The sequence below is a fragment of the Tardiphaga sp. 841_E9_N1_2 genome, assembly GCF_051811065.1.
Classification (GTDB): Bacteria; Pseudomonadota; Alphaproteobacteria; order Rhizobiales; family Xanthobacteraceae; genus Tardiphaga; species Tardiphaga robiniae.
The window spans coordinates 2,242,021-2,268,522 of the sequence record NZ_JBPWQC010000001.1 but is presented as its reverse complement, the minus strand read 5'-3'; the positions used below and the strand labels follow the sequence as shown (position 1 = coordinate 2,268,522).

The following is a 26,502-nucleotide window of genomic DNA, read 5'->3' as shown; positions in this document are numbered from 1 at the left end:
ATGCAATCGCAATGCCGCTGAGGCGGATTGCGTTTTAGCCGCGTCCGACGAACGGCATCTTCGTCGCCATGACCGTCATGGTCAGCACATTGGCGTCGAGCGGCAGGCCAGCCATATAGGCGACAGCGTCGCCGACGGCCTTGGCATCCATGCGCGGCTCCTGCTTCGAGGTGCCGTCGGGTTGCAGCACGCCGGGGCCGTTGACCATGCGGTCGGTCATGGGTGTGGCGGCATTGCCGATATCGACTTGGCCGACGGCGATGTCATAGGCGCGGCCGTCGAGATTGCTGGCCTTGGTCAAGCCGGTGATGGCGTGTTTGGTCGAGGTATAGGCGGCGGAGAACGGGCGCGGTGCATGCGCTGAGATCGAGCCGTTATTGATGATGCGGCCGCCGCGGGGCGTCTGATCCTTCATGATGCGGAAGGCGTGCTGCGTGCACAGGAACGGCGCGGTGAGATTGGTGTTCACCACGGCCTGCCACTGTTCGAGGCCGAGGTCTTCGAACGGAATCGCGGGCGCGCCCATGCCGGCATTGTTGAACAGCACGTCGAGCCGGCCGAATTCCTGCATGGTCCTGGCGAACAGCGCGGCGATGGAGGCGGGGTCGGCCATGTCGGCGCTCACGGGGAGGCTCTTGCCGCTATTGGCCGCGCCGAGCTTCTGGGTCTCTTGCAGCAGTTCGAGCCGGCGACCGGCGAGCACGACGGTGAAACCGGCATTCATCAGCGCGAGCGACGCGGCACGGCCGACGCCGGTGCCAGCTCCGGTCACGAGTGCGATTTTGTTGGTCATCTGTTTCGTCCCTGTTTTCTTTTTACGAGAGGTCTTTTTGAGTGAGGTCCCGGACCATGAAACGTGCGTTGTCGCCGTAGCTTTGCAGTTTCTGATCCAATTCGGAATCGCGCATGATGGTGAAATCGTGCCGCTGCCAAAAATGAACTGAATTGTTGACGGCAACAAGCGTCATGTTGGGCAGTTGCATCAGCCTGGCGCGTGCCGCCATCATATCGACGGCCACAGTCGCCGCGCCGGATCTGCGGGTTTCGGGCAGCAATGCGAGATCGTGAATGTAGAAGGTCGAGGGCGCTGCGGGCATTGTCAGCAGGCTGTTCAGCGACGGCGGCTCCCTGAATTGCCAGGGATGGCTGACGAGGTAACCCTTGATCCCGTCCTGGGCCTCGAGCACGGCGCAACCGTTTGGGTCGAGCGCCAGGCGGTTCGCGAACACGACCTCATCTTCGGGAAAATCGGGATGAACGGCATCCGCGATGGCGAGGACGGACGGCAGGTCTGCCTCCGTCATGATCCGCCATTTCATCGGGCCTGCGGTCATCGCGGCCGCGCTCAATTGTCTTTCTTGTAGGGCGGGCGCGGAATGTTTTGATGTGCCGCGCGCAGTGCTGCCGACCAGCGCGAGCGCAGGTCGTGGAAATAGGGCTCGCCGGCTTCAATACGGTGGTTGAGATCGGCGTCGCAGACATCGGTGCGCACCACCAGCACATCGATCGGCAGGCCGACGCCGATATTCGAGCGCATGGTCGAGTCCATCGAGATCAGGCCGGTCTTGAGCGCCTCGTACAATTCGACGTCGTAATGCATCGCGCGGTCGAGCACCGGCTTGCCGTATTTGTGCTCTCCAATCTGCAGATAGGGCGTGTCCACCGTGCATTCGATGAAATTGCCGGCCGGGTAGATCATGAACAGCCGCATCTTGGCGCCCTTGATCTGGCCGCCGAACAGGAACGAGACGTCGAAATTGATATCCTCGGCCTCCAGCGCCTTGCCCTCGGTGGCGTTGACGTGCCGGATGGCGCGGCCGATGCGCTGCGCAGCCTGAAACATCGTAGGTGCGTTCAGCAGGGTCTCCAGCTCACCGGTGGTCGGGTTCTCCAGCCCCTCGCTCAGGGTGGAGAGCACCGATTGGCTGATGGCGAGATTGCCTGCGGAGGCCACCGCCATGATGCGGTCGCCGGGCTGGTTGAAGATATGCAGCTTGCGGAAGGTCGAGATGTTGTCGAGCCCGGCATTGGTGCGCGTGTCCGCGATCATCACCAGGCCGTCCTTGACGAGAATTCCGCAGCAATAGGTCATCGTCGGTCCCTTGGTCAGGGAAGCGTCTTACGCGGTGGGTATCGACCGGGCAACCTCGGAAAGCCAGTTTGAAGGTTGTTCAGGACTGGCTCTGCGACTGCGACTGGCCGCGGCCATTGGCCTGATCGACCTTGACGGCGACCGTCAGGGTTTCCGTGCCGCCGCCATAGCGGGTGCCGCGGACGGGGGCTGCGCCGAGGTAATCCAGGCCGATGGCAACGCGGGCATGGGCGTCGGTGGTGCAGATGGCATTGGCGGGGTCGAAGCCGACCCAGCCGAGATCCGGGACATAGGCCTCGGCCCAGGCATGGCCGGCCTGCTGGTTGGTCTCGCCGTCGGCGCGCCAGAAATGGCCGGAGACGAAGCGGGCAGGAACGCCGGCCGACCGGGCACAGGCGATGAAGATATGCGCGTAATCCTGGCAGACGCCACGCTTGCCGATGAAGGCCTCGCTGGCCGAAGTGCCGGTGCTGGTCGGATCGATATCGAAGGTCATGTGCTCGTTGATGGCCATCATCAATGCGTGCAGGAAGCCGAGCACGTCGGTTTCCGCGCTTGGTGACAGATCCTTGGCAAAGGTCTGCATCGCTGCGCTGGCGTCGGTCAGGTCGGTCTGGCGCAGGAAGAAGCTCGGCGGAAACCGCTCATCGGTGCCCTTCAGCACGCCCCCGGTGTCCTGGGTGTCGATCAGGCCTTCGACAGTCACGGTGAGGTCGGCGATCGGCCCGTGGGTCAGCACATGGGTGACGTTGCCGAATGCATCTTCATGGAGATCGAGGCGGGAATCGGTGGAGACGTCGATCTGCCATTCGGCGACATACTGGCCGTCATGGCTGCCGGGGGTCATCCGCAGAATCTGGATCACGCCCGAAGCCGGCGGCTCGTAGCGATAGGTGGTCGAATGGGCGATACGCAGGCGCATGGCAACGTGTCCGAATCTGCAGATGAGCCGGGACGCTAGCTCAAATCAGGTATTGTTTGGCAATGATGTCGCCCAGACGGCTGTTATCTGCAATGAATTCCTGGATGAATTCATGCAACCCATGCTGGAAAATATCCTGCATGTTGCTGTGTTCGAGGCGGTTTCGGACGCCGCGGGCGTGGCGCTGCGCTGCGCCCTGACGGCCATAGGACACGCCGATCTGGTCGAGATTGCGGACCAGATTGCCGTAGCAGCTCGCCAGCGAGCGCGGCAGCGTGTCGTTGAGGATCAGCAGATCAGCGATCAGCCAGGGCTTCAGCGTCTCGCGATAGACCCAGTGATAGGCAGTCAGTGCGGAGACCGAACGCAGGATCGAGGTCCATTGATAGTAGTCGAGCGGGCCGCCGACATGTTCGTCTTCGGGCAGTAGCAGATGATATTTGACGTCGAGAATGCGCGCGGTGTTGTCGGCGCGTTCCAGATGCAGGCCGAGCCGCGAGAACCAGTAGGCATCGTTGCGCAGCATGGTGCGGTAGGCTGACCCGTCGAAGCGCAGCGATGTCTCCTGCACAAAGCGCAAGAAATTCGCCAGCTGCTCGCGTGTCTTGGCACCGCCGCTCCAAGCGGATTGCAATTCCAGCCAAGCGCTGTTGATCGTGTCCCACATCTCGCCAGTCAGCGCGGTGCGGACCGAGCGCGAATTCAGCCGCGCCGCCTCGATGCAGTTGCGGATCGAGGAGGGATTGGCTGTCGAGAACGAGAGATACTCAACGACATTGGTCTCGTTGGCTTCCTCGTAGATCTCGTAAAAGGCCGCGCTGACGCCTGCGGTAAGGAGTGCCGAGTCCCATTCATTGGTCTGGCCGATATAGGTGTTCGGCAGCGCGGTGACGCGCAGTGTCGCCTCGATCGTGCGCGCGAGATATTCGGCGCGTTCGACATAGCGGGCTAGCCAGTAAAGGTTCTCGGCGGTGCGCGACAGCATGCGGGGATGTTACTCTTTGAAAATTGGGTCGTCGGTCGAAGTCCGGTTGCCTATATCGAGAGTTATTCGTCCAGTATCCATGTATCCTTGGTGCCGCCGCCCTGGCTGGAATTCACCACCAGCGAGCCTTCCTTCAGCGCCACGCGGGTCAGGCCGCCTGCGACGATGGAGACGTTCTTGCTGCCGGTGAGCACGAAGGGGCGAAGATCGACGTGACGTGGCGCGAGGCCTGACTCGGTGCAGGTCGGGCAGGTCGACAGCGCCAGCGTCGGCTGGGCGATGAAGCCTTCCGGCTCGCGCTTCAGCTTGTCGCGGAACGCTTCGATGGTGGCCTTGGTCGCGGCAGGCCCGATCAGCATGCCGTAACCGCCGGAGCCGTGGACTTCCTTGACGACGAGTTCGCTTAAGTGATCGAGCACATAAGCAAGATCGCCAGGTTCGCGGCAGCGCCAGGTCGGCACATTCTTCAGGATCGGCTCTTCGCCGAGATAGAACTTCACCACTTCCGGCATGTAGCTGTAGATCGCCTTGTCATCGGCGATGCCGGTGCCGACCGCATTGGCCAGTGTAACGTTGCCGGCCATATAGGCGGACATCAGGCCGGGGACGCCGAGCGCTGAATCCGGGCGGAAGGTGAGAGGATCGAGGAAATCGTCATCGACGCGGCGATAGATCACGTCGACGCGTTTGAGACCTTCGGTGGTGCGCATGAAGACTTCATCGTTCTTGACGATGAGGTCGCGGCCCTCGACCAGTTCGACGCCGAGCTTGTCGGCCAGGAACGAGTGTTCGTAATAGGCCGAGTTGTAGACGCCGGGTGTCATCAGTGCGACGGTCGGTTCCGTCGAGGCCGAGCGCGGTGCGACGGAGCGCAGGCAGGACAGCAGCTCGTCTGGATATTTCTCGACCGGCGCGACGCGATGTCGCGCGAACAGGTCGGGGAAAAGCCGCATCATGATCTCGCGGTTCTCCAGCATGTAGGAGACACCGGAAGGCGTGCGGGCATTGTCCTCGAGAACGAAGAATTCATCCGGATTGGTGCGGACGATATCGATGCCGGCGATGTGGACATAGACGTCGTGCGGGACGTCCTGGCCGTTCATCTCCGGACGGAACACCGGGTTCTGGAAGATCAGGTCATCGGGGATCAGGCCGGCGCGAAGAATTTCGCGGCCGTGATAGATGTCCTTGAGAAACATGTTGATGGCGCGGGTGCGCTGCTTCAGGCCCTTTTCCAGCAGGGTCCATTCCTTGCCGGAAATGATCCGCGGAATGACGTCAAAGGGGATCAGCCGTTCGGTGGATTCGGAGTCGCCGTAAACCGCGAAGGTGATGCCGATCCGGCGGAACAGCAGCTCCGCTTCCTGGCGGCGATGTTCCAAAGCGTCCGGAGGCGTCTCCTTGAGCCAGCGGGAGAGTTCTTCATAGGCCGGGCGGAGTTCGCCTTGGGGCCCGTTCATTTCGTCGAACGCGACTGCCATGTACCCTGACTGTTGTTTCGAGGCCGTACGGAGATTGCACGACTGAAAGGGATGGTAGCAAGGGGCGGGCCAGCACGATATGCATTCAACAAGAGCAATTCGTATGAGATGCGTGTAAAGCTGCCTGAAAAAACGGCTGGACGCTGCTCGTTTCGGCAGCAAAACCCCGTGACATCAGGACTTTGCCTGCGCATGGTCCCGGGAATGGTGAGGAACGACAAATGACCGAGATTGTGACCGCGGGCATCCTGGTGATCGGCGACGAGATTCTGTCAGGTCGGACCAAGGACAAGAACATCGGCTTCATTGCCGAGTACCTCACCAATATCGGCATCGATCTCAAGGAAGTCCGCGTCGTCTCCGATGATGAGCCGGATATCGTCGCGGCACTCGATGCGCTGCGTAAACGCTACACCTACGTTTTTACCACTGGCGGCATCGGCCCCACCCACGATGACATCACAGCGGATGCGGTAGCCAAGGCGTTCGGCGTCAAGATCGATCACCATCCCGAAGTGGTCGCGCGCTTCCAGGAGCGCTTCGGCGCCGACCTGAACGAAGCCCGACTGCGGATGGCACGCATCCCCGACGGCGCCGACCTGATCCAGAGCGCGACCATCCTGGCGCCCGGCTTCAAGATCGACAATGTGATCGTGATGGCCGGCGTGCCGACGATCATGCAGGCGATGATGGACATCGTCGCGCCAAAGCTGAAGTCCGGCGTACGCATGCTGTCCGACACAGTGAAGGCCAATGCGCGTGAAGGTGATGTCGGCGGTCCGCTACGCGATATCGCGAAGGCGCATCCGGATACGATCATCGGCAGCTATCCGTTCATGGACGAACAGGGCAAGCCGAACACCAATCTGGTGGTGCGTTCGCGCGATCAGGATAAGCTCAATGCGGCAATGGAGGCCGTCAAGGCGATGTTGGCGACAATCAACGCGCCCAAGTGAAATTAAGAGTGAACTAACGAGTGGATCAACATAAGTCCGGCCGCCTGAGGGCGACCGATGTGAGGAGACGAACATGGCCGATCATCCGGAATTGAGTGCTGAGGAGCGCGCCGGCAAGGCATTCCCAGTGTCTTGGGATCAATTCCATCGCGACTGCCGCGCACTGACCTGGCGGCTGAACAGCGCCGGTCCATTTCACGCGATCATCGCCATCACCCGCGGCGGTCTCGTGCCGGCAGCGATCGTGGCGCGCGAACTCGGCGTCCGCGTCATCGATACGGTGTGCATCGCCAGCTATGAGCACAACAAGCGCGGCGAGTTGCAGGTACTGAAGGGGCTCTCGGCCGATGCGTTGAAACTCGGCGGCGGCGACGGCAAGGGCCTCTTGATCATCGACGACCTCGTCGATACCGGCAAGACGGCGCGCATCGTTCGCGACATGCTGCCGAAAGCGCACTTTGCGACTGTCTATGCCAAGCCCATGGGCCGGCCGCTGGTGGATACGTACATCACCGAAGTGTCGCAGGACACATGGATATTCTTTCCGTGGGATCTCGGCCTGTCGTTCCAGCCGCCGATGCGCGAAGGCGCAGGCTAGGCGCTCGTTGCGAGGAGACGCGATTGCCGCTGCAAAATCGTGTCACGCCGGCAGGCGATATCGTCGCGACACCGGAACGCGGAACGTTCACCGGCAATCGTGGCATCATCCATGATCCTTCGATCAAAACGCTCCTGAACAGGCGTTGGTCGAACCCGGCCTGGATCACCTGTGTCTGCGAATTTCGCGGCCGGCGCCGCGATGTCATGGCGACACGCAGCTGGACCGAGCTGTTCTTCCTCGACGAGGCCACATCCTTCGCTGCCGGTCACCGCCCATGCTTCTATTGCCGCCGCGACGATGCCAACCGCTTTCGCGCGGCGTGGGGGGAGGGCAACGGCGTCACACGTGTGCGGGCGACGGGGATCGATGCGGTGCTGCATCGCGAGCGGCTGGATAGCAGGAAGAAGCGAGTGCATCAGCTAGATGGACCTATCGAGGCATTGCCGGATGGGGCGATGGTGCAGGCGGGTGGTGAGAGCTTTCTGATCGTGGAGGGGCGAGCGCTGCGGTGGTCGTTTGCTGGGTATCGCGTGGCGAATGTCGAGCTCGTCGACGCGCATTTGCTGACGCCACCATCGACGCTGAATGCGTTTCGCGCCGGCTATCGTCCGGTGCTGCATGTGAGTGCTGCCGCGGGAAACTAGAATTCGTCATGGCCGGGCTTGTCCCGGCCATCCACGTCTTTCCTTGCTTGGTGCTAAGACGTGGATGCCCGGCACAAGGCCGGGCATGACGGCGTTTGTTGCGGGGAACGTCTTACCCCAGCTTCTCTCTCGCCAGCTTCGCACCCGCACCCAGTGCGCGCAGTTTTGCTTCCGCGATATCACGCTGCATCGGGGCCATGCCGCAATTGGTCGTCGGCACGATCTTGTCCTTCGGCACGTGCTTCATCACGGCCTCGATGGTGGCGACGACGTCTTCCGGCGTCTCGACCTCATCGCTGGCGACATCGATCACGCCGGCCTGGACGATCTTGTTCTTCAGCAGTCCCAGCAATTCCAGCGGCACGCGCGAGTTGCGGCATTCGATGGCGACCTGCTGGATCGGGCTGGCGTCGATGGCCGGGAAGATCTCTTCATATTGTCGCCACTCGCTGCCGAGGGTTTCTTTCCAGTCGGTATTGGCCTTGATGCCGTAGCCGTAGCAGATGTGAACGGCTGTCGCGCAAGTGAGGCCCTGCGCGGCGCGCTCGAGCGCCTTGACGCCCCAGTCGGCGGCTTCGTCCATGAAGACGTTGAAGGCCGGCTCGTCGAACTGGATCATATCGACGCCGTCGGCCTGCAGCGCGAGGGCTTCCTGGTTCAGCAATTCGGCGAAGGCAAAGGCCATCTTGACGCGGTCGCCGTAATAGCTGTCCGACAGGGTATCGATAATGGTCATTGGGCCGGGCAGCGTGAACTTGAACTTGTTCGTCGTATGCGCGCGGGCAGCCTGCGCCTCGAAGGCGTGCACGCGGCCCTTGAGCTGCAGCGGCGCGATCACCTGCGGCACCATCGCTTTGTAGCGATCCTTGCGGATGCCCATCTCGACCTTGTGGGCGAAGTCGATGCCGTCGACCTTTTCCAGAAAGCCATGGACGAAATGCTGCCGCGCCTGCTCGCCTTCGGTGACGATGTCGACGCCGGCATCTTCCTGCACTTTCACCGCCAGCAGCGTCGCGTCGCGCTTGGCGCGCAGCAGTTCGTCGCCGGAGGAGCGCCAGGTTGGCCACAGCTTGTTCGGCTCGGCGAGCCATTCGGGCTTCGGCAGCGAGCCGGCGATGGTGGTTGGAAACAGCATTTGTTCGCTCCCCGGAAATTGTGTTTTGCGGAGGCCTATCTGCCACGTTCCTGACCCTCCGTATATGGGATTGGCGCATCCATAAGGGAGGGCTAGGATCGGCCAAAACGTATCGAGGACGCCGGGAAAATTACATGATCGACCTGCATTACGCACCGACGCCGAACGGCTGGAAAATCTCGATCATGCTGGAGGAATGCGGGCTGCCCTATACGGTCGTCCCGATGCAGCTCGGTCGCGGCGACCAGCACCAGCCAGAATTTTTGAAACTCAGCCCCAACGGCCGCATGCCGGCCATTGTCGATCATGCGCCCGCTGATGGCGGCGCACCGGTCTCGATTTTCGAGAGCGGCGCAATCCTGATCTATCTCGCGGAGAAGTCCGGCCGTTTCATGCCGGCCGAGATGCGAAAGCGTTTCGACGTCATGCAATGGCTGATGTGGCAGATGGGCGGGCTCGGCCCCATGCTCGGCCAGAACGGGCATTTCCTGCTCTATGCCCCCGAGAAGATTCCCTATGCGATGGATCGCTATACCCGCGAAGCCAAGCGCCTATACGGCGTACTCGATGCGCATCTTGGCGAGGGCCGCGATTACATCGCCGGCGACTACTCCATCGCCGACATGGCGTGCTTTCCGTGGATCATGACCCATAAGGCGCAGGGGCTGACGCTGGATGATTTCCCGAACGTGAAGCGCTGGTTCGCGCTGGTCCGCGCACGGCCGCAGGTGCAGGCGGGGCTTGCCGTCGGCAAGCAAGAGAAGAAGCCGATGGATGAGCAGGCGAGGAAGATCATGTTCGGTGTCGATGCACCGGCGCATGCGCAGGCGCAGCAATAGAGCTCGTTATTCCGGGGCGCGCATGACGAAGAAAATAATAACAAAACGAGGAAACACCCATGATCGAATTCTTCTTCGACTGTTCCAGCCCCTGGACCTATCTCGCCTTCCACAACATCCAGCCACTGGCGAAGGAATTCGGCGAGGAAATCTCGTGGCGGCCCATTCTGGTCGGCGGCATTTTCAATTCGATCAATCCTAGCGTCTATGCCTCGCGAGAAACCCCGGTGCCGGCGAAGGCGCGCTACATGAAGAAGGACCTTGGCGACTGGGCGCGCTCGGCGGGCCTGGCGATCAAGATGCCGCCGACGGTGTTTCCGGTGAACAGCGTCAAGGCGATGCGCGGCTGCATCTGGCTTGGAAGCGATGCGATGGTGCCGTTCGCGCGCGCGGTGTTCGAAGCCTATTGGGGCGACGACAAGGATATCTCGAAAGATGATGTTCTCACCGAGATCTGTACGCGCACCGGCATCGATCCCGCGAAATTCTTCGCGGGCATCGGCGATCAGGCGATCAAGGACCAGCTCAAGGTCAATACGGATGACGTGATCGCACGGGGCGGCTTCGGCTCGCCGACCATCTATCTCGACAAGACCGACATGTATTTCGGCAATGACCGCCTGCCGCTGATGCGTGAGGCGCTACAGCGCCGCCGCGTTGGCGCTGGAAGCGCCGAGAGCGCCGCCTGATGCCGAAAGCAATCGTTTGCCGTGAGCTCGGAGCGCCGGAAGGCCTGCGCCTCGAACAATTCGAGTCAAAGGCGCTAAAGCCGGGGCAGCTCCGCGTTGCCGTGCGCGCCGCCGGAATCAATTTTCCGGATATCCTGATGGCGGCCGGTGAGTATCAACTCAAGCCCGAACTGCCGTTCACGCCGGGCATGGAAGCGGCCGGCGACGTCAGCGAAGTCGCCAGCGATGTGCCCGGCATCGCGGTCGGGGATCGCGTCATCGTCAAGCTGCGTCATGGCGGCTATGCGGACGAAGTTGTGGTGACGCCGGCACAACTCACTCCATTGCCGTCGACATTCGACTATGCGGAGGGGGCGACGTTTCTTGCCGCCCACGGCACCGCGCATCACGCGCTGGTCGATCGCGGCCAGATCGGGGCGGGCGAAGTGCTGCTGGTGCATGGCGCCGGCGGCGGCGTCGGTTTGGCAGCGGTGGAGGTCGGCAAGCTGCTTGGGGCTAGGGTGATTGCGGCGGCGTCATCTGAAGAGAAGCTCGCGGTTGCGCGCGCGCGCGGCGCGGATCATGGCGTGCTGTATGGCTCGGAGCCGTTCCGCGATGCCGTGAAACGCATCACCGATGGCAAGGGCGCCGATGTGGTGTTCGACCCGGTCGGCGGCGATATCTTCGAACAGAGCCTGCGCTGCATCAATTGGGGCGCCCGCCTGCTGGTGATCGGCTTCACCGGCGGCATCGGCGTGGCGAAAACCAATCTCGTGCTCATCAAAGGCGCCAGCGTGCTCGGCGTCCGCGCCGGCGAGGCGGCGCGGCGCGATCCGAAGATCGGCGAAGCCCGCATCGCGCAGCTCCTCGCATGGGCAGAAGCAGGAAAGATCAGGCCAAATATTTCGCATCGCCTGCCGCTGGCGGATGTCGCGGCTGCCATGCGGCTGCTGACGGAGCGCAGGGCGATCGGCCGTGTGGCGCTGACCATGGGCTGAGCGCTCAGCGCCGAAACTGGCCGTCCTGCAGGAAGGCGATGGTCTGCATGATTGCTTCCCTGTTCCGGATCATCATCGCATGTGACGCGTGGATGACGAGGTGGTCGGTCATGCCTTCAAGTTTCGTGCGCGCGACGGTGACACGACCATCATTCGGGCCACGCAACATCAAGCGCGAAGCGATCGGATCGAGCGTACGATCGCCGGCGATGATGCCGACCGGATAGTCAACTGGGGGAAGCATCGCCTCAGTTAGGTCATCCCGCATCGTAACGAGTTGTTGCCCCGCCGGGCCGAAATACTGGCGATAGGGCAGCCAGTTCTTGAACAGATCGGCGATTTCGCTGCCGCCATTCGGCGTACCCAGCATCACCACGCGGCCCAGACGTGATGGACGGTGGAGCGCCAGATAGACACGCGCCAGCAGGCCCCCCATCGAATGGCAGACGAAATGCGTGCAGCCTTCGTTGGCTTCGGCAAACGGCGCGATGGCGGAATGGATGTCATCGGCCAGTGCAGACAGCGTCTTGCGTCGGCTGGGATAGCCAATGTTCCGCGTGGCGAAGCCTGCAGCTTCGACCGCCTGCTGCATCTTGATAAAAGATCGGAACGACCGGCTGATGCCGTGCAGGAAAATGACGCCCTCGAGTGGACGACCAGAGGGCGTCGGATTCATTCGTCGTCCTATTTGTAGTCGCGCTCGTCCCACCAGGGGAAATAGCTCGGCATGTCCGTGCTGACATTGTTCTTGAATGCTGCCGGGCGCTTTTCGAGAAAGGCCACGACGCCTTCCTTGACGTCTTCGGATCGGCCACGCGCATAGATGCCGCGGCTGTCGATCTTGTGCGCTTCCATCGGATCGTCGGCGCCCATCATGCGCCACATCATCTGGCGGATCAGCGCGACAGACACCGGCGCCGTCTTGTCGATGAAGGTCTTGGCCAGCGCGCGTGCGGTCGGCAGTAGCTCCTCGGGCGGCACGACCTTGCTGACAAGTCGGCCGGCCAGGGCCTCCTGCGCCGGGAACACGCGGCCGGAGTAGCACCATTCCAGCGCCTGCGAGATGCCGACGAGGCGCGGCAGGAACCAGCTCGACGCGGCTTCCGGCACGATGCCGCGCTGGGAGAACACGAAGCCGAAGCGTGCAGCTTCCGAGGCGATGCGGATGTCCATCGCGAGCTGCATGGTGGCGCCGATGCCAACGGCCGGGCCGTTCACCGCGGCGATGACCGGTTTGAGGCATTTGAAGATCCGCAGGGTCACCTGACCGCCGCCGTCGCGCACCATCGGATCGCTGTAATCGACGTCGCCGCTGGCGAGACGCTTCACCGGGCCGCGCCGCGCATCGCGATCAAAGGTGTCCGCGCCCGAAGAGAGATCCGCACCCGCGCAGAAACCACGTCCGGCACCGGTCACGATGATCGCGCGCACATTGTCGTCGGCATCGGCCTTGTCGAAGGCGTCGATCAGCTCGGCCTGCATGGTGGCGTTATAGGCATTGAGCTTTTCAGGGCGGTTCAGCGTGATGGTGAGGATCTGGTCTTCGACGCTGTAGAGGATGGTCTCATAGGCCATGATGGTTTCTTCCCTGTTTTTTGTTTGTTGGACGGTTGCTCGCCGCCGATTTTAGGATGGGTTGCGCGATAGCGAAACCCATCTTGTTATGTTGTTATGGCGCAGTCGTGATGGGTTGTCGGGCAGCAGCTTACACGGCTGCTCTCAACCCATCCTGCGGAATTATGCCGACAGCGTTGGCTGCCGTTTCTTACGCCGGCAGTCGCGTCTCGACGATACGAGCGAACATGCTGGCGCCGATGGGCAGGATCTTGTCGTCGAGATAGTAACCGGGATTGTGCACCGGCACCGAGCCTTCCTGGCCGACCCAGAAATAGGCGCCAGGCACGGCATGCAGCATGTCGGCGAAATCTTCCGAGCCCATTTTCGGCTTCGCGCGGGTGATCACATTGGCGTCGCCAACGATCGTGCGTGCGACGTCTTCGACGGCCTTGGAATGTTCTTCCTGATTGACCAGCACGCTGAAGCCGTCGCGGATATCGACCTTGATTTCGCAATCGAACGCCGTCGCCATGCCGGCAGCGAGCGCATGCATCCGCTCGCGGATCTGCATCCGGACCTTCTCGGAGAAACAGCGCACGGTGCCGCAGAGCTTCGCATCATCCGGGATGACGTTATAGGCCGAGCCGGAATGGATCTGGGTGATCGACAGCACCGCGGATTCGAACGGATTGACGTTGCGGCTCACGATCGACTGCATCGCCTGACCGAGCGACATCGCGATCACGACAGGATCCTTGGAGCGCTCCGGCATCGCGCCATGGGCGCCATAGCCCTTGATGGTGATGTCGAAGAAATCAGCGGCGGCCATTGCAGGACCGGGGAAGATGCCGACTTCGCCGTGATTCATGTCCGGTGCATTGTGCAGGCCGTAGATCTCGTCGCAAGGAAACTGCTTGAACAGACCGTCCTTGATCATCGCGCGCGCACCGCCGAGGCCTTCCTCGGCGGGCTGGAAGATGAAATGCACGGTGCCGTCGAAATTGCGGGTCTCGGCGAGATAGCGTGCGGTGCCGAGCAGCATGGTGGTGTGGCCGTCATGGCCGCAGCCGTGGAAGCGGCCCGGAATGGTCGAGCGCCAGGCGAGATTGGTGTTCTCTTCCATCGGCAGCGCGTCCATGTCGGCGCGCAGGCCGATGCGCTTGGTGCCCGAGCCTTTGCCCTTCAACACGCCGACGACGCCGGTACCCCCTAAGCCGCGATGCACTTCGACGCCCCATGAAGTCAGCTTGTCGGCAACGATGCCGGAGGTGCGGACTTCCTCGAAGCCGATTTCCGGATGCGCGTGCAGGTCGCGGCGGATGGCGGTGAGTTCGTCGGCGAAAGCGTCGATACGTTCGAGTGTGGGCATGGGTCTATCCGTTCACGGCACGAGGGCAGGTGATGAGGTCTGGGGCGTAAATGGTTCGCCGTTCGGCTTCAGCCGGATGCCCGGACGCAGATGTTTCCAGGGCAGCACCGACGTATCCGCCGGCATCGCGCCGGGCGCGGCGCAGATCAGCAGCTTGCCGGCGATGGGCTCGAAGTCGGCGCGGAAATGCACCGAGCTCTTGTTAACGAGAATGTTCTGCTCAGTCGGCTCGATACCGACATAGCGATACATCGACTGGTCGGCGAGCTGGGCCTTGTGCGACGAGATCACGACGCGGACGTCGTCGATGCGCAGACAGGCAGAGAGGCCCATATCCATGTCGCGACCGCCATAATAGGGGCCGTTAGCGACGAACTTGCCGTCCGACAGTTTCTCGACCACGAACGTGTTCTCGTAAGGCGCATCGCCGGGGATGCCGGACTTGCCGCCGATGGAGAGTTTGACCGTGGCGCCTTCGCCGGCCTGATGGGCAGCCTTCGCCGCAGCGGGATCGTAGATCACGCCATGGGCGGCCTTGATCGCCTTGTTCTTCACCAGCGCGCGCAGCATGCCGGTGGTGTCGCTGTCGCCGCCGGCGCCGGGATTGTCCTGGGTGTCGGCGATGACGACCGGTTTGGTGAGGGTCTTCGCCAATTCCATGGCATGCAACACGCCTTCATCCGGCCTGTAGATCTTGCCGTCGAAATCGTCTTCTTGGCCCATCACCAGCTTGACGATGGTGTCCGCTGCGGCGTCGGCATCAGCCTGTGTCACGCCATAGGCGAACACGCTCGGGCAGCAATGCGGGAAATCGGCGGCAGGAAAGCCCGGGCAGAACGACAGCGTCGGCACCTGGTCATGTTCCAGCGCGGCCAGCTTCAGATAGATGCTCTTGGTCGGCTCGTCATTGGTGCATTGCCAGCTGATCGGAATCAGGAACGGCAATTGCCGGAATGCCTTGGCGAAGCGGTTGCCGGCGAGCAGCAAGTCCATGTGGCGTGCACAGGCGCGGCCGGTGTCGGCCATGTCCACATGGGGATAGGTGCGATAGGCGATCAGCGCGTCGGTGTATTCGACCGTCTCCGGCGAGATGTTGCCATGCAGGTCGAGGCTGACCACGAACGGAATGTCCGGCCCGATCACCTCGCGTACGCGCCGCGCAATCTCGCCTTCGCCGTCGTCGAGATGTTCGGTGACCATGGCGCCGTGCAGATCGAGATAGACCGCATCGAGGGGCAGCGCTGCCCTGATGCCGTCAATCATCTCGCCGACAATGCGCTCGAACGCGTCCCTGGTGACATGCGCCGAAGGGCTCGCGCCGCAGGCGATGGTCGGAATCAGCTCCCAGCCGCGTGCCTCGGCTTCCTCGGTAAAGCCGGCGAGGCCGACATTGATGCCACGCATGACCTTGAGGACGTCGGCGCCATGCGTCATCGACGGCCAGCCGCCGCCATGTACAAAGGCCTCATAGGTCGCCTTGGTCGGCGCAAACGTGTTCGTCTCGTGCAGAAAGCCGCCGACAGCGATACGGGTCATTCAGAATCCAGGGTCAGTTTCGGTATGGGCTCAGGCCGCCGGCACGGTGGTGCTGCCATCGACCGCGCGGAAGTTGGCGAAATCCCATCCTCGTCCGGGCGCCGCGTCAAGCAGCTGGCGCGTATAGGGCTGTTGCGGATTTGCGAGGACTTCCGCCGCCGGGCCCTGTTCCACCACCCGACCATGCTGCATCACGGCAACGTCGTCGCAAATCTGGGCGGCGACGCGCAGATCGTGGGTGATGAACAGGATGGCGATGCCGAGCCGGGTCTGGATGTCGTCGAGCAGCCGCAGCACCTGCGCCTGCACCGAGACGTCGAGGGCCGAGACGGCTTCGTCGGCCACCAGAACTTCCGGATCGAGGGCAAGCGCGCGCGCAATGGCGATGCGCTGGCGCTGGCCGCCGGAGAACTGGTGCGGATAGCGCGACACTGCGTCAGGTGGAAGACCGACCAGTTCGAGCAATTCACGCGCCCTGGCCATTGCCACCGAATGTTTGGTGCCGAAATTGATCGGACCTTCGCAAATAGACTCGCCGATGGTGATGCGCGGATTGAGCGAACGATAGGGGTCCTGGAAGACGATCTGTATCTTCTTGCGGTGCGGCTGCAACGCGTGACGTGACAGGTCGGAGATTTCGCGTCCGGCGAGACGGATGCCGCCAGAGGTTGGATCGATCAGTCGGACGATACAGCGCGCCACGGTCGATTTGCCGGAGCCGCTTTCGCCGACGATGCCGAGCGTGCGGCCCTTGCGCAGTGTCAGCGTGACGTCCTGGGCTGCGTGGACTTCGCGTGGTTTCCCGAACATGGAACGCTCGCGATAGACCTTGCCGAGCTCATTGGCTTCGAGCACGACTGGATTGAAGCCCACTTCCTCGCGGGCCGCGCGGGGAATGAGGCTCGGCACCGACGACAGCAGGTTACGAGTATAGTCCTGCGTGGGCGCGCTCAGAATATCCTTCAATGCTCCGGTTTCCACCAACCGTCCATGACGCATCACGGCGACGCGATCGGCGATGTCGGCCACCACGCCCATGTCGTGAGTGATGAACAGTACGGCGGTGCCGTGATCCTTCTGCAGGTCGCGCATCAGCTTGAGAATCTGCGCCTGCGTGGTGACGTCGAGCGCGGTGGTCGGCTCGTCGGCGATCAGCAGTTTCGGCTCCAGCACGAGCGCCATGGCGATCATGATGCGCTGGCGCTGGCCGCCCGACAGGCGGTGCGGATAGGACGCGAAGATGCGCTTCACATCGGGAAGCCGCACTTGCTCCATCATGTCGAGAATGCGCGCACGGCGGGCGCTAGCGCCGAGACTGGTGTGGGTGCGTAATACTTCGTCGATCTGCTTGCCAACGGGGACGACTGGATTGAGCGCCGTCATCGGCTCCTGGAAGATCATCGCCATGGTGGTGGCGCGGAGCTCGCGCAGCCGCCGGTCGCTGGCCTGCAGCACATCTTCGCCGACCAACTTAATGCTGCCGCCGATGGCTTTGAGTGAATCTCTCGGCAGCAGGCCCATGGTGGAGAGCGAGGTCACCGACTTGCCGGAACCACTTTCGCCGACCACGCAGAGCGTTTCGCCCTGGCGCACCTGGAGAGAAATGCCGTCGATGATCTTCTTGCCGGTGCCGCTCTTGCCGACGCCGACGACGAGGTTTTCAATTTCCAGTGCGATGGGGCGGGTATTCACGGTGGGGTTCACTAGTTCACTCACTTGCCGGCCTCACGCTGTTTCATGCGGGGATCGAGCGCATCGCGGGCAGCGTCGCCGATCAGATTGACGGAGAGGATGGCAATCGAGAGCAGTAGTCCCGGCCAGAAGATCAGCGATGGCTTGACCTGGAAGAAGGCGCGACCCTCGGCCATGATATTCCCCCAGGTCGGGGTTTCCGGGCTGATGCCGGCGCCGAGGAACGACAGGATCGCCTCGGTGAGAATGGCGGATGCAGCGATGAAGGTGCCCTGGACGATCAGCGGCGCCACGGTGTTGGGCATCAGATGCTTCAACATGATCTTCGGCATGCTGGAGCCGAGCGAGATCGCCGCCTCCACATAGGGCTCCTCACGCGCCGACAGCACCACGGAACGCACCAGTCGCGCGACACGGGGGATTTCTGGAATAGTGATCGCAATCAGCACCGTCGTCAGGGTGGCGCCTGACAGCGACACGACGGCGATGGCCAGCAGCACGCCGGGCATCGCCATCAGGCCGTCCATGACACGCATCATCACAGCGTCGGCCAATTTGAAAAAGCCCGAGAACAGGCCGATGAACAGGCCGATGACAATACTGGTGACGGCGGCGCCGAGGCCGATCAGCAGCGAGATGCGACCGCCATAGAGGATGCGCGCCAGCACGTCGCGGCCGTAAGCGTCGGTGCCGAGCAGATATTCCGAACTGGCCGGCTTCAGCCGCAAGGCGGGTGCCAGCAATTGCGGATCGTGCGACGTCAGCCACGGTGCGAAGATCGCCGACAGGATCACCAGCGTCAGGCAAATCGTCGCCAAGGCGATAATCGGCGTCGCGGTGAGAAAGCCGAGCGACGGACCGCTGCGGGAGGGGAGGGCCGGGTTGGGAAGGGATTCGATCGCCATCAGATACAGATTCCTAGTAACGAATTCTGGGATCGAGCAGTGCGTAGGCAAGGTCGATAAGCAAATTGACCCCGACATAAACGCCCGAGGTCAAAAGGATCATGGCCTGGATCACGGGAAAATCCCGCGCCAGCACGGCGTCGACCGTCAAGCGACCGATGCCGGGCAGGTTGAACACGCTTTCGGTGACGACGACGCCGGAGATCAGCAGTGCGAAGCCGGTACCGATCACCGTGATGACCGGCACGGCGGCGTTACGCAGCGCGTGGCGGAACAGCACACCGCTCTCGTTGATGCCCTTGGCGCGCGCGGTGCGGACATAGTCTTCGCCGAGCACTCCGAGCATCGCCGCGCGGGTCATGCGCGCGATTAGCGCGACATAGACAAAGGACAGCGCGACGGTCGGCAGCGTGATGCGCTCAAAGAACGGCCCGAATCCACGCGAGATGCTGCGGAAACCCTGCACCGGAAACCAGCGCAGTTCGATTGCGAACACCTGGACCAGCACGTAACCGATCACGAACACCGGCACGGAGAAGCCGATCACTGACAGCGCCATCACGAAACGGTCGATCCATGTGCCGTGTTTCCATGCGGCGATGACGCCGAGCGGGATCGCAACAAGGATCGAAACCAGCATCACGCTTAATGCGATGCTCAAAGAGGGCTCGATGCGCTGGTTGACCATCTGCAGCACAGGCACGTTGGAGATCAGCGAGGTGCCGAAGTCACCGTGCAGCAGCCGCCAGACCCAGCTGAAAAACTGCGTGTAGAGCGGTTCATTGAGGCCGAGCTGCGTCCTGATGCGGTCGAGCTGCTCGGCCGTCGCGTTATCGCCGGCGATGATCGCGGCAGGATCGCCGGGCGTCAGCCGAAGCAGCAGGAAGACAAACAGGGCCACCACACCCATAACGGGTATGGCCGCAAGAATCCGGCGAATGAGGTATCCGAGCATGGCGCTTTCCTAGTGGTGGTGTTGATCGAACGTAACTGGACCGCGTCGGTCAACCGGAAACGTCACGGGCTCGCTGCTCTTGGTCGTCATGGTCCGCGAGAAACACAGATTTTTCGAGAAACAATGATTCACTGTCGCAACTTGCCTCAACCCGAAGTTCGCTAAACTTAAACGTAAAGGTAGCAAGTCCTGTGCCACCGCCCGATTTGCGCCATGCGATGCATGTGCAAACCGGGCGACGTTGCATCAATCGAGGGTTGCCAGCAATCCCGCCATCAGGCGGCCACGATCAACAAGGCTCTGCGCGACGATATATTCGTTGAGCGTGTGCATATCGGCGCCATGAACGCCGAGCCCGTCGAGGGTCGGGATGCCCATTGCGCCGGTAAAATTACCATCCGAACCGCCACCCTTGCTGCCATGGGTCAGTTCGGGCAGGCCGAGGCGACCATTGATGGCCTTGGCTTTCTCGAACAGCGCCATGGTCGCCGCGTTCGGTTCCCACACCGGGCGGGTGACGCCGCGGGTGACGTTGAAGGTCACGTCATTCTCGGTACCTGAGAGAGCGAGCATGCGCTGGACGCCGGCATCGAGATCTTCCTGACGCTTGGCCATGCTCAGCGCTTCGCCGGTGCATGACGAGGCAACGCAGTTGACCCATTGTCCGCCATGCACGATGCCGACGCTGAACGTGCAGTCCGGTCCGGTCATCTCGTCAATCTGCACGATCTTCTTCGCCATTTCGCGAATCGCGGAGCGGCCGTTCGACAGCGTCGCGCCCGAATGGCTGGGCCGGCCGATGGTTTCGAGATTGAAGCGGGCGATCGCATAGCGGCCAGTGGTGACACCGTTGCCCGCACTGCCGGGCTCCGGCACCAGCACGTATTTGTTCCGCGCGGCTTCAGCTTCGATGATGTCGCGGGTCGATGGCGTGCCGACTTCCTCGTCGGGCGTGAACAGCACGGTGATCGGTAGCGGCGTCGTATAGGAGATACGTGCGAGCTGGCGGATGGCTTCCAGCGACAGATAATTGCCGCCCTTCATGTCGCAGATCGCCGGGCCGTAGCAGCGCTCGCCATCGCGGCGCCACTTCAGCTTTTCGATGGTGCCAACCGGGTGAACGGTATCCATGTGGCCCGCGATCAGGATGCCGGGTTCGCCGAATTTCGGATGTGGAAAACGGGCGCGGATGCAGCCGCCGAATCCCTGACGTCCCGCGATGCGCTCGATGGTCGCACCCATGATTGCCATGTCGCGTGCAGCGAGGTCGAGCATGCCGTTGACCGCATTTGCGTCCCATGTGGGGCTCTCGCATTCGACCCAGACGCGCAGGCCCTGCAGCATATTCTCGAGATCAAACGGGAGTTCGGCGGGGTTCATCAAGTCATTCCTCTTGGATGAGAATTTCGTCACGGATGATCAAGGCGCTCCGTGCCTGCGCACATTGCGAGAGTTTGTCGGCGAGAGTTCGCGCATGACTTAGCAGCAGCGCAATCGCCTTTGCAAATTGGCTATGTGCATTGCAATGCATTCTACACGGTGTGGATGTATCGCGTGGACAACACGATTGACGCGCATCACGCTTGATGCCAAGTCCTTGAAGCCTAAATGATAAAGGCAATACGCGAAGACGCCTAAAATTCTATCGCGTTGCATAATCGATCATCGATCGATGGTCAGATTCCAGTCAGGAGAGATTGAGTGTCCTACATGTCACGTTGGCAGCATTCTGCGGCCTTCACGAAATTTGCGCTGCCCGGTCTGGCGGTCGCCGTTGTGCTCGCGCTGCCGGTGCTGTCGTCGCCCGCGCATGCTGCAGGTAAGACCATCACTGCAGTGATGCATTCCGATCTGCGTGTGATCGATCCCGGTATCACCACCGGTTATATCGTCCGCGATCACGGCTACATGGTTTACGACACGCTGCTCGGCATGAACTCGAAATACGAGATCAAGCCGCAGATGGCCGACTGGAAGGTCTCCGACGACAAGCTTGTCTATACATTTACCCTGCGCGACGGCCTGCTGTGGCATGACGGCAAGCCGGTCACCGCCGAAGACTGCGCCGCGTCGCTGCAGCGCTGGGGCCGCAATGACGGCATGGGCCAGAAGCTCATGGATTTCACCAAGAGCATCGAGGCGCCCGACGCCAAGACCATCGTGCTGACGCTAAAGGAGCCCTACGGCCTCGTTCTGGATTCGATCGCCAAGCCATCGTCGCTGGTGCCGTTCATGATGCCGAAGCGTCTGGCTGAGACGCCCGCCGGCAAGGCGATCGCCGAGCAGGTCGGTTCGGGTCCGTTCAAATTCGTGCAGTCGGAATTCCAGCCCGGCGTGAAGGCCGTCTACGAGAAGTTCAAGGAGTACAAGCCGCGCTCCGAGCCGACCGACTGGCAGGCCGGCGGCAAGGTGGTGAAGGTCGATCGCGTCGAATGGATCACCATGCCCGATGCACAGACCGCGGTGAATGCGCTGCAGTCGGGTGACATCGACTTCATGGAAAATGGTCCCTACGACCTGCTGCCGGTCCTGGCGAAGGATCCGGAGCTTAAGATCGAAGTGCTCAACCCTCTGGGCTTCCAGACCTTCGGCCGCATGAACTTCCTTAACCCGCCCTTCGACAATCCGAAGATTCGCCGTGCCGCGTTTTTGGCAATGAGCCAGAAGCCGGTGCTGGATGCGCTGGTTGGCGATCCCAAATATTACAAGGTCTGCGGCGCGGTGTTCGGTTGCGACACGCCTAATGCGACGGATGTCGGTTCGGAAAGCCTTGTGAAGGGCAATGGCGTCGAGGAAGCCAAGAAGCTGCTCGCCGAGGCCGGTTATGACGGCACGCCGGTGGTGATCATGGCGCCGACCGACGTGACCACGTTGAAGGCGCAGCCGATCGTTGCGGCGCAACTGCTCCGCAATGCCGGCTTCAAGGTCGAAGTGCAGGCCACCGATTGGCAGACGGTGCTCAGCCGTCGTCCGAGCCAGAAGCCCATCAAGGAAGGCGGCTGGAACATGTTCTTCTCGAACTGGGTCGGTGCCGACATTCTCAATCCCATCAGCAATGTCGCGACCTCCGGCCGCGGCAAGAGCAATGGCGGCTGGTTCGGCTGGAGCGAAGATGCCGAGCTGGAAATGCTGCGCGACAAATATGCGCGTGCGACCACGCCGGAAGAGCAGAAGAAGCTCGCCGCCGAGATCCAGAAGGAGATCTATGACAAGGTCATCTACATCCCGCTCGGCGAATACAAGGTGCCGAGCATCTGGCGCACCTCGCTGACCGGCGTCACCCAGGGCGCTGCCATTCCGATGTTCTGGAACATCGACAAGAAGGACTAACCGGCGCCGCTGTCGCGGTTCGTGTGAAGTAACAGAACGCCGGCCTGAGTGATCAGGCCGGCGTTCTTGTTTTTGCGAATGACCTCTCCACGAGCGATGCGTTCGATGGTCGCACCCATGATTGCCATGTCGCGCGCAGCGGGGTCGAGCATGCCGTTGACTGCGTGCGTGACTTGGCAGCAGCAGGCAATCTCCTTTGCAAATTGACGATGTGCATTGGAATGCATTCTGCAGCATGTGGATGTAGCGCGTGGAAAACGCGATTGACGCGCATCACGCTTGATGCAAGTCTTTGATGTCTAAAAGATAAAGGCAACGCGTGGTGGCGCCTAAATTTCTATCGCGTTGCACAAGCAATCATCGACCGATGGTCAGTTTCAAGTCAGGAGAGATCGAATGTCCTACATGTCACGTTGGCAGCGTTCTGCGGCCTTCACGAAATTGACGCTACCGGGCGCAGCCCTCGCAATTGCGCTGGCGCTGCCGTCACTCTCTTCGCCCGCGCATGCTGCCGGCAAGACCATCACTGCGGTGATGCACTCGGATCTGCGCGTGCTCGATCCGGGCATCACCACCGCCTACATCGTGCGCGATCACGGTTACATGGTTTACGACACGTTGCTGGCGATGGACGCAAACTTCAAAGTCCAGCCGCAAATGGCGGAGTACAAGGTCTCCGATGACAAGATGGTCTACACCTTCACGCTGCGCGATGGCCTGAAGTGGCACGACGGCAAGCCTGTCACTGCGGAAGATTGCGCCGCTTCGTTGCAGCGCTGGGGCCGCAATGACGGCATGGGCCAGAAGCTCATGGACTTCACCAAGAGCATCGAAGCCCCCGACGCCAAGACCATCGTGCTGACGCTCAAGGAGCCCTATGGCCTCGTGCTCGACTCGATTGCCAAGCCGTCCTCGCTGGTGCCGTTCATGATGCCGAAGCGTCTCGCCGAGACGCCCGCCGGCAAGGCCATTCCGGAGCAGATCGGTTCGGGTCCGTTCAAGTTCGTGCAGGCTGAATTTCAGCCGGGCGTGAAGGCGGTCTATGAGAAGAACAAGGACTACGTGCCGCGCTCCGAGCCTGCGAGCTGGGCGGCCGGTGGCAAGGTCGTCAAGGTCGACCGCGTCGAATGGGTCACGATGCCCGATGCGCAGACGGCGGTGAACGCGCTGCAGTCCGGCGACATCGATTTCATGGAGAACGGTCCCTACGACCTGCTGCCGATTCTCGTCAAGGACAAGGACCTCAAGATCGAGGTTCTGAACGAGCTCGGTTACCAGACGTTGGGGCGTATGAACTTCCTGTTGCCTCCCTTCGACAACGTCAAGGTGCGCCGCGCGGCATTCCTCGCGATGAACCAGAAGCCGGTGCTCGATGCGCTGGTCGGTAATCCCGACTACATGAAGATCTGCGGTGCCATGTTCGGCTGCGGCACGCCGAATGACACCGACGTCGGCTCGGAAACCATGGTCAAGGGCAGCGGCATGGCGGAAGCCAAGAAGGCGCTGGCCGAATCCGGTTATGATGGCACGCCCGTGGTTATCATGGCGCCCACCGATGTGTCGTCGCTGAAGGCGCAGCCGATCGTTGCAGCGCAGCTTCTGCGCGATGCCGGCTTCAAGGTCGAAGTGCAGGCCACCGACTGGCAGACCGTGGTGACGCGCCGCGCCAGCCAGAAGCCCGTCAAGGAGGGCGGTTGGAACATGTTCTTCACCAATTGGGTCGCTGCTGATATTCTTAACCCGGTTTCCAACGTCTCGACGTCGGGCCGCGGCAAGAATGGCGGCTGGTTCGGATGGTTCGAGGACGCCAAGATCGAAGAACTGCGCGACAAGTATGCGCGCGCAGCGACGCCTGCGGAACAGAAGGCTGCCGCTGCGGAAGTCCAGGCCCGTGCGCTCGAGCAGGTCGCGTATCTGCCGCTTGGCGAATACCGGATCCCCAGCATATGGCGGAAGTCGCTGACCGGCGTGCTGCCGGGCGCCGCCACTCCGGTGTTCTGGAACATCGACAAGAAGGAGTAACCGGCGTCGCTGCGGCGGGCAGGTTTGAATAAGAGAGCGCCGGCCTGAGTGATCAGGCCGGCGCTTTTGTTTTGAGGCAGGCTTTGCCCGTCCTGCGGTGTTGGTATAAACAGATTTAAAGTTGCTCTCGCCCACGCCCAATCTGTTTGACATGCCTGTGGGAACGAAGCGCAAAGCCCAGCCAGCAGCCGCTAGCAAGAAGAGATGGCCACATGACGTATGACGAGCGCGTTGAGCAGGCGATCATGGCCCATGACGTCGATGCGTTGATTGAATTTGCTTATGGTTATCCCTGCAAATGCACCACGCGCAGGGGCGAGCCGATGTGCGTCTGCAAAATGCAGGCACAGGCCTTGCGCAAGAAGGTCGCGCCGCGCGCGCTTTTCAGCGGAAGAATTGAACGCGTCTAGGAAACTCAGCGCTAGGGCGAGGCGGCGGACACGACCAGCAGCACGTCGGCCTTGGGCTTGCCGATGCTGCGCACCCAGTGCGGGGTCTCGCCGGAAAAGTACAGGCAGTCGCCTTTCTTCAGGACGATCTCTTCGTCCTCGATCTTGATCGCCATCTTGCCTGATATGACGAACAGGAATTCCTCGCCCGCATGCGATGCGCGCGGCGCGAATTTCAGCGGCGGCCGGATCAGGAACGGCTCCATCATCTTGCGTGTGCGTCCCGCAGCCAGCGCCAGCAGATCGACGCCGTCGTCCTGCATGGGTGTCTGCTGTTCGTCCTGCCGGAACAGCGTGTAGCGCGGGGCCGGCGTCGGGTTGGGGTCGAACAGATAAGTAACGTTGACATCGAGCGCCGCGGCGAGGCGCAGCAGCGCATTGACCGACGGCGTTTTCAGGCCGCGCTCGACGAGGGAGATATAGCCGCGCGTCAACTCGCTCTGGGTGGCGAGCTGATCCAGCGTCAGTCCCTTGGTGGTGCGTAGCTGGCGCAGGTTGAAACCAACCGCATTCTTGCTGACGTCGAGCAACGTCGATCTCCTGATGAGGTACCTGTTCTTTTAGAGGGCGCGCGGCGATGGTGGAAGGGCCGTCTCGCTGATCTCTTTGAAAGAGCTCCAGAGCGATGCCGGAGTGTTTCTACAGGAAAACATTGCTGCAGATATTTCCAGCACGGGCAAGGATAATTTAGGCAAAAGTGCCGGAGAATGCCGATTTTTAGCCTGCGTTATGTGCATCGGCTGCCTTTTGCCGATTTAGGCGTCAGATGCCGATTTTCGTGACGTTGATTTCTGTCAGTAAACCTGTTGGATTTTGATGACGGGAATATGTCCTCAGAAAACGACACGAAGGCAGATATATGATCAAGCGTTTGAAGCCCGGTAAGCGGCTCAGCATGGCCACGGTGCATGGTGGTCTCGTTTATCTCGCAGGGCAAGTGCCGGACGATCTGTCTGTTGGTGTCGAAGCGCAGGCCGCCGAAGTGCTCGCCAAGATCGATGCACTGCTCGGCGAAGCCGGCACGGACAAGTCATCGATCTTGAGCGCCACGGTGTGGCTGCCCAACATCGCGGATTTCGCGGCTTTCAATACGGTCTGGGATGAGTGGGTGCCGGCAGGCGCATCGCCTGCACGCGCGTGTGCCGAAGCGCGGCTCGCCAATCCCTCGATCAGAGTCGAGATCGCAGCCATTGCTGCGATTCTCTAGGGAAATCGCTGCCATTCCTTAGGCATCACCACCGCCTGCGCTGAGGCGACTGAAGCAACAGCGAAAGTTCACGAGAAGACCCGGACTGCGCCGCGAGATGTCGCGGCACGGAACGAGCCCACGCGCCTGAAACTGAACATGTCTTTTGAAGGAGTGAAC

Annotated in this window: 27 protein-coding genes; 10 read left to right on the top strand and 17 right to left on the bottom strand. The window is 61.6% G+C overall.

Features of this window, described 5'->3' with window-relative positions; all coding sequences use genetic code 11:
* Positions 1-34: 34 nt before the first annotated feature.
* The 6 genes from AB8A50_RS11055 to AB8A50_RS11030 form a co-directional block, all read right to left on the bottom strand.
* A complete protein-coding gene (locus AB8A50_RS11055; RefSeq protein WP_439077666.1) occupies positions 35-793 on the bottom strand; it encodes an SDR family oxidoreductase in 759 nt (252 codons plus the stop codon).
* A gap of 22 nt (positions 794-815) precedes the next feature.
* Complete coding sequence (locus AB8A50_RS11050) at positions 816-1,349, bottom strand: GNAT family N-acetyltransferase (RefSeq protein ID WP_439077665.1); 534 nt, start codon at positions 1,347-1,349, stop codon at positions 816-818.
* Positions 1,346-2,092, bottom strand: a complete 747-nt coding sequence (locus AB8A50_RS11045; RefSeq protein ID WP_093756417.1) for a proteasome-type protease — start codon at positions 2,090-2,092, stop codon at positions 1,346-1,348. The genes AB8A50_RS11050 and AB8A50_RS11045 overlap by 4 nt, the downstream gene beginning before the upstream one ends.
* Before the next feature lie 79 nt (positions 2,093-2,171).
* Complete coding sequence (locus AB8A50_RS11040) at positions 2,172-3,014, bottom strand: transglutaminase family protein (protein ID WP_439077664.1); 843 nt, start codon at positions 3,012-3,014, stop codon at positions 2,172-2,174.
* 40 nt (positions 3,015-3,054) lie between these two features.
* Complete coding sequence (locus tag AB8A50_RS11035; protein ID WP_068736110.1) at positions 3,055-3,999, bottom strand: alpha-E domain-containing protein; 945 nt, start codon at positions 3,997-3,999, stop codon at positions 3,055-3,057.
* Positions 4,000-4,061: 62 nt separating this feature from the next.
* Positions 4,062-5,480: a circularly permuted type 2 ATP-grasp protein gene (locus AB8A50_RS11030; RefSeq protein WP_089264954.1), complete on the bottom strand. Its 1,419-nt coding sequence runs from the start codon at positions 5,478-5,480 to the stop codon at positions 4,062-4,064.
* 221 nt (positions 5,481-5,701) lie between these two features.
* Between AB8A50_RS11030 and AB8A50_RS11025 the strand changes: the two genes are divergently transcribed.
* The 3 genes from AB8A50_RS11025 to AB8A50_RS11015 all read left to right on the top strand — a co-directional run bounded on the left by AB8A50_RS11025 (position 5,702) and on the right by AB8A50_RS11015 (position 7,681).
* Entirely contained in the window at positions 5,702-6,436 is a 735-nt protein-coding gene (locus tag AB8A50_RS11025; protein ID WP_089264953.1) for a competence/damage-inducible protein A, read from the top strand.
* Positions 6,437-6,509: 73 nt separating this feature from the next.
* Positions 6,510-7,034, top strand: a complete 525-nt coding sequence (gene gpt, locus AB8A50_RS11020) for a xanthine phosphoribosyltransferase (protein ID WP_068736116.1) — start codon at positions 6,510-6,512, stop codon at positions 7,032-7,034.
* A 23-nt stretch (positions 7,035-7,057) separates the two neighbouring features.
* The gene (locus AB8A50_RS11015; protein ID WP_439077663.1) at positions 7,058-7,681 is read left to right on the top strand and encodes a hypothetical protein; all 624 of its coding nucleotides are present in this window, start codon (positions 7,058-7,060) and stop codon (positions 7,679-7,681) included.
* A gap of 112 nt (positions 7,682-7,793) precedes the next feature.
* Here the strand turns inward: AB8A50_RS11015 and AB8A50_RS11010 are convergent, their stop codons facing one another.
* Positions 7,794-8,816 (bottom strand): methionine synthase, encoded by a 1,023-nt coding sequence (locus tag AB8A50_RS11010; protein WP_439077662.1) that lies wholly within the window; start codon positions 8,814-8,816, stop codon positions 7,794-7,796.
* A 134-nt stretch (positions 8,817-8,950) separates the two neighbouring features.
* On the opposite strand from AB8A50_RS11010, the gene AB8A50_RS11005 reads away from it, so the two are divergent.
* The 3 genes from AB8A50_RS11005 to AB8A50_RS10995 are packed head-to-tail and all read left to right on the top strand — an operon-like array spanning position 8,951 to position 11,321.
* A complete protein-coding gene (locus tag AB8A50_RS11005; RefSeq protein WP_089264950.1) occupies positions 8,951-9,655 on the top strand; it encodes a glutathione S-transferase N-terminal domain-containing protein in 705 nt (234 codons plus the stop codon).
* A gap of 59 nt (positions 9,656-9,714) precedes the next feature.
* On the top strand, positions 9,715-10,344 hold the full coding sequence (locus AB8A50_RS11000; RefSeq protein WP_439077661.1) for a 2-hydroxychromene-2-carboxylate isomerase: 630 nt from the start codon (positions 9,715-9,717) through the stop codon (positions 10,342-10,344).
* On the top strand, positions 10,344-11,321 hold the full coding sequence (locus tag AB8A50_RS10995) for an NADPH:quinone oxidoreductase family protein (protein ID WP_439077660.1): 978 nt from the start codon (positions 10,344-10,346) through the stop codon (positions 11,319-11,321). The genes AB8A50_RS11000 and AB8A50_RS10995 overlap by 1 nt, the downstream gene beginning before the upstream one ends.
* A 4-nt stretch (positions 11,322-11,325) precedes the next feature.
* Here the strand turns inward: AB8A50_RS10995 and AB8A50_RS10990 are convergent, their stop codons facing one another.
* From AB8A50_RS10990 to AB8A50_RS10955, 8 genes are all read right to left on the bottom strand, one after another.
* Positions 11,326-11,997 (bottom strand): esterase/lipase family protein, encoded by a 672-nt coding sequence (locus AB8A50_RS10990; RefSeq protein WP_439077659.1) that lies wholly within the window; start codon positions 11,995-11,997, stop codon positions 11,326-11,328.
* Positions 11,998-12,005: 8 nt separating this feature from the next.
* Positions 12,006-12,896: a crotonase/enoyl-CoA hydratase family protein gene (locus tag AB8A50_RS10985; RefSeq protein ID WP_439077658.1), complete on the bottom strand. Its 891-nt coding sequence runs from the start codon at positions 12,894-12,896 to the stop codon at positions 12,006-12,008.
* A 190-nt stretch (positions 12,897-13,086) separates the two neighbouring features.
* On the bottom strand, positions 13,087-14,247 hold the full coding sequence (locus tag AB8A50_RS10980; protein WP_439077657.1) for a M20 aminoacylase family protein: 1,161 nt from the start codon (positions 14,245-14,247) through the stop codon (positions 13,087-13,089).
* A gap of 12 nt (positions 14,248-14,259) precedes the next feature.
* On the bottom strand, positions 14,260-15,783 hold the full coding sequence (locus AB8A50_RS10975; protein ID WP_439077656.1) for a M81 family metallopeptidase: 1,524 nt from the start codon (positions 15,781-15,783) through the stop codon (positions 14,260-14,262).
* Between the two features lie 30 nt (positions 15,784-15,813).
* Positions 15,814-17,499: an ABC transporter ATP-binding protein gene (locus AB8A50_RS10970; RefSeq protein ID WP_374725734.1), complete on the bottom strand. Its 1,686-nt coding sequence runs from the start codon at positions 17,497-17,499 to the stop codon at positions 15,814-15,816.
* Entirely contained in the window at positions 17,496-18,380 is an 885-nt protein-coding gene (locus AB8A50_RS10965) for an ABC transporter permease (RefSeq protein ID WP_089264943.1), read from the bottom strand. Before AB8A50_RS10965 ends, AB8A50_RS10970 begins: the two co-directional genes overlap by 4 nt.
* Before the next feature lie 13 nt (positions 18,381-18,393).
* A complete protein-coding gene (locus tag AB8A50_RS10960) occupies positions 18,394-19,335 on the bottom strand; it encodes an ABC transporter permease (protein ID WP_089264942.1) in 942 nt (313 codons plus the stop codon).
* Between the two features lie 246 nt (positions 19,336-19,581).
* Positions 19,582-20,715 (bottom strand): M20/M25/M40 family metallo-hydrolase, encoded by a 1,134-nt coding sequence (locus tag AB8A50_RS10955; RefSeq protein WP_309948705.1) that lies wholly within the window; start codon positions 20,713-20,715, stop codon positions 19,582-19,584.
* Positions 20,716-21,045: 330 nt separating this feature from the next.
* Between AB8A50_RS10955 and AB8A50_RS10950 the strand changes: the two genes are divergently transcribed.
* Complete coding sequence (locus tag AB8A50_RS10950) at positions 21,046-22,665, top strand: ABC transporter substrate-binding protein (RefSeq protein ID WP_439079958.1); 1,620 nt, start codon at positions 21,046-21,048, stop codon at positions 22,663-22,665.
* Here AB8A50_RS10950 and AB8A50_RS10945 read toward each other — a convergent pair.
* A complete protein-coding gene (locus AB8A50_RS10945; protein WP_089264939.1) occupies positions 22,662-22,892 on the bottom strand; it encodes a hypothetical protein in 231 nt (76 codons plus the stop codon). The two genes, AB8A50_RS10950 and AB8A50_RS10945, sit on opposite strands and share 4 nt — an antisense overlap.
* A gap of 169 nt (positions 22,893-23,061) precedes the next feature.
* Here AB8A50_RS10945 and AB8A50_RS10940 point away from each other — a divergent pair, with 169 nt between their 5' ends.
* Both AB8A50_RS10940 and AB8A50_RS10935 read left to right on the top strand, forming a co-directional pair.
* Positions 23,062-24,687: an ABC transporter substrate-binding protein gene (locus tag AB8A50_RS10940; protein ID WP_439077655.1), complete on the top strand. Its 1,626-nt coding sequence runs from the start codon at positions 23,062-23,064 to the stop codon at positions 24,685-24,687.
* Between the two features lie 245 nt (positions 24,688-24,932).
* On the top strand, positions 24,933-25,097 hold the full coding sequence (locus tag AB8A50_RS10935) for a hypothetical protein (RefSeq protein WP_439077654.1): 165 nt from the start codon (positions 24,933-24,935) through the stop codon (positions 25,095-25,097).
* An 11-nt stretch (positions 25,098-25,108) separates the two neighbouring features.
* On the opposite strand, the gene AB8A50_RS10930 is transcribed toward AB8A50_RS10935, so the two are convergent.
* Complete coding sequence (locus AB8A50_RS10930) at positions 25,109-25,666, bottom strand: cupin domain-containing protein (protein WP_120292626.1); 558 nt, start codon at positions 25,664-25,666, stop codon at positions 25,109-25,111.
* Between the two features lie 329 nt (positions 25,667-25,995).
* Here AB8A50_RS10930 and AB8A50_RS10925 point away from each other — a divergent pair, with 329 nt between their 5' ends.
* Positions 25,996-26,343, top strand: a complete 348-nt coding sequence (locus tag AB8A50_RS10925) for a RidA family protein (RefSeq protein ID WP_439077653.1) — start codon at positions 25,996-25,998, stop codon at positions 26,341-26,343.
* Positions 26,344-26,502: the final 159 nt, after the last annotated feature.

Excerpts from the sequence above, each read along its gene's own strand:
- gpt (WP_068736116.1), top strand. The coding sequence starts at position 6,510 with ATGGCCGATCATCCGGAATTGAGTGCTGAGGAGCGCGCCGGCAAGGCA.
- AB8A50_RS11010 (WP_439077662.1), bottom strand. The coding sequence starts at position 8,816 with ATGCTGTTTCCAACCACCATCGCCGGCTCGCTGCCGAAGCCCGAATGG.
- AB8A50_RS10955 (WP_309948705.1), bottom strand. The coding sequence starts at position 20,715 with ATGAACCCCGCCGAACTCCCGTTTGATCTCGAGAATATGCTGCAGGGC.
- AB8A50_RS11030 (WP_089264954.1), bottom strand. The coding sequence starts at position 5,480 with ATGGCAGTCGCGTTCGACGAAATGAACGGGCCCCAAGGCGAACTCCGC.
- AB8A50_RS11055 (WP_439077666.1), bottom strand. The coding sequence starts at position 793 with ATGACCAACAAAATCGCACTCGTGACCGGAGCTGGCACCGGCGTCGGC.
- AB8A50_RS11035 (WP_068736110.1), bottom strand. The coding sequence starts at position 3,999 with ATGCTGTCGCGCACCGCCGAGAACCTTTACTGGCTAGCCCGCTATGTC.
- AB8A50_RS10985 (WP_439077658.1), bottom strand. The coding sequence starts at position 12,896 with ATGGCCTATGAGACCATCCTCTACAGCGTCGAAGACCAGATCCTCACC.
- AB8A50_RS10990 (WP_439077659.1), bottom strand. The coding sequence starts at position 11,997 with ATGAATCCGACGCCCTCTGGTCGTCCACTCGAGGGCGTCATTTTCCTG.
- AB8A50_RS11040 (WP_439077664.1), bottom strand. The coding sequence starts at position 3,014 with ATGCGCCTGCGTATCGCCCATTCGACCACCTATCGCTACGAGCCGCCG.
- AB8A50_RS10935 (WP_439077654.1), top strand. The coding sequence starts at position 24,933 with ATGGCCCATGACGTCGATGCGTTGATTGAATTTGCTTATGGTTATCCC.
- AB8A50_RS11045 (WP_093756417.1), bottom strand. The coding sequence starts at position 2,092 with ATGACCTATTGCTGCGGAATTCTCGTCAAGGACGGCCTGGTGATGATC.
- AB8A50_RS10980 (WP_439077657.1), bottom strand. The coding sequence starts at position 14,247 with ATGCCCACACTCGAACGTATCGACGCTTTCGCCGACGAACTCACCGCC.
- AB8A50_RS10945 (WP_089264939.1), bottom strand. The coding sequence starts at position 22,892 with ATGCATTCCAATGCACATCGTCAATTTGCAAAGGAGATTGCCTGCTGC.
- AB8A50_RS11000 (WP_439077661.1), top strand. The coding sequence starts at position 9,715 with ATGATCGAATTCTTCTTCGACTGTTCCAGCCCCTGGACCTATCTCGCC.
- AB8A50_RS10950 (WP_439079958.1), top strand. The coding sequence starts at position 21,046 with ATGTCACGTTGGCAGCATTCTGCGGCCTTCACGAAATTTGCGCTGCCC.
- AB8A50_RS10965 (WP_089264943.1), bottom strand. The coding sequence starts at position 18,380 with ATGGCGATCGAATCCCTTCCCAACCCGGCCCTCCCCTCCCGCAGCGGT.
- AB8A50_RS10995 (WP_439077660.1), top strand. The coding sequence starts at position 10,344 with ATGCCGAAAGCAATCGTTTGCCGTGAGCTCGGAGCGCCGGAAGGCCTG.
- AB8A50_RS10940 (WP_439077655.1), top strand. The coding sequence starts at position 23,062 with ATGTCCTACATGTCACGTTGGCAGCGTTCTGCGGCCTTCACGAAATTG.
- AB8A50_RS11005 (WP_089264950.1), top strand. The coding sequence starts at position 8,951 with ATGATCGACCTGCATTACGCACCGACGCCGAACGGCTGGAAAATCTCG.
- AB8A50_RS10925 (WP_439077653.1), top strand. The coding sequence starts at position 25,996 with ATGATCAAGCGTTTGAAGCCCGGTAAGCGGCTCAGCATGGCCACGGTG.
- AB8A50_RS10975 (WP_439077656.1), bottom strand. The coding sequence starts at position 15,783 with ATGACCCGTATCGCTGTCGGCGGCTTTCTGCACGAGACGAACACGTTT.
- AB8A50_RS10960 (WP_089264942.1), bottom strand. The coding sequence starts at position 19,335 with ATGCTCGGATACCTCATTCGCCGGATTCTTGCGGCCATACCCGTTATG.
- AB8A50_RS11025 (WP_089264953.1), top strand. The coding sequence starts at position 5,702 with ATGACCGAGATTGTGACCGCGGGCATCCTGGTGATCGGCGACGAGATT.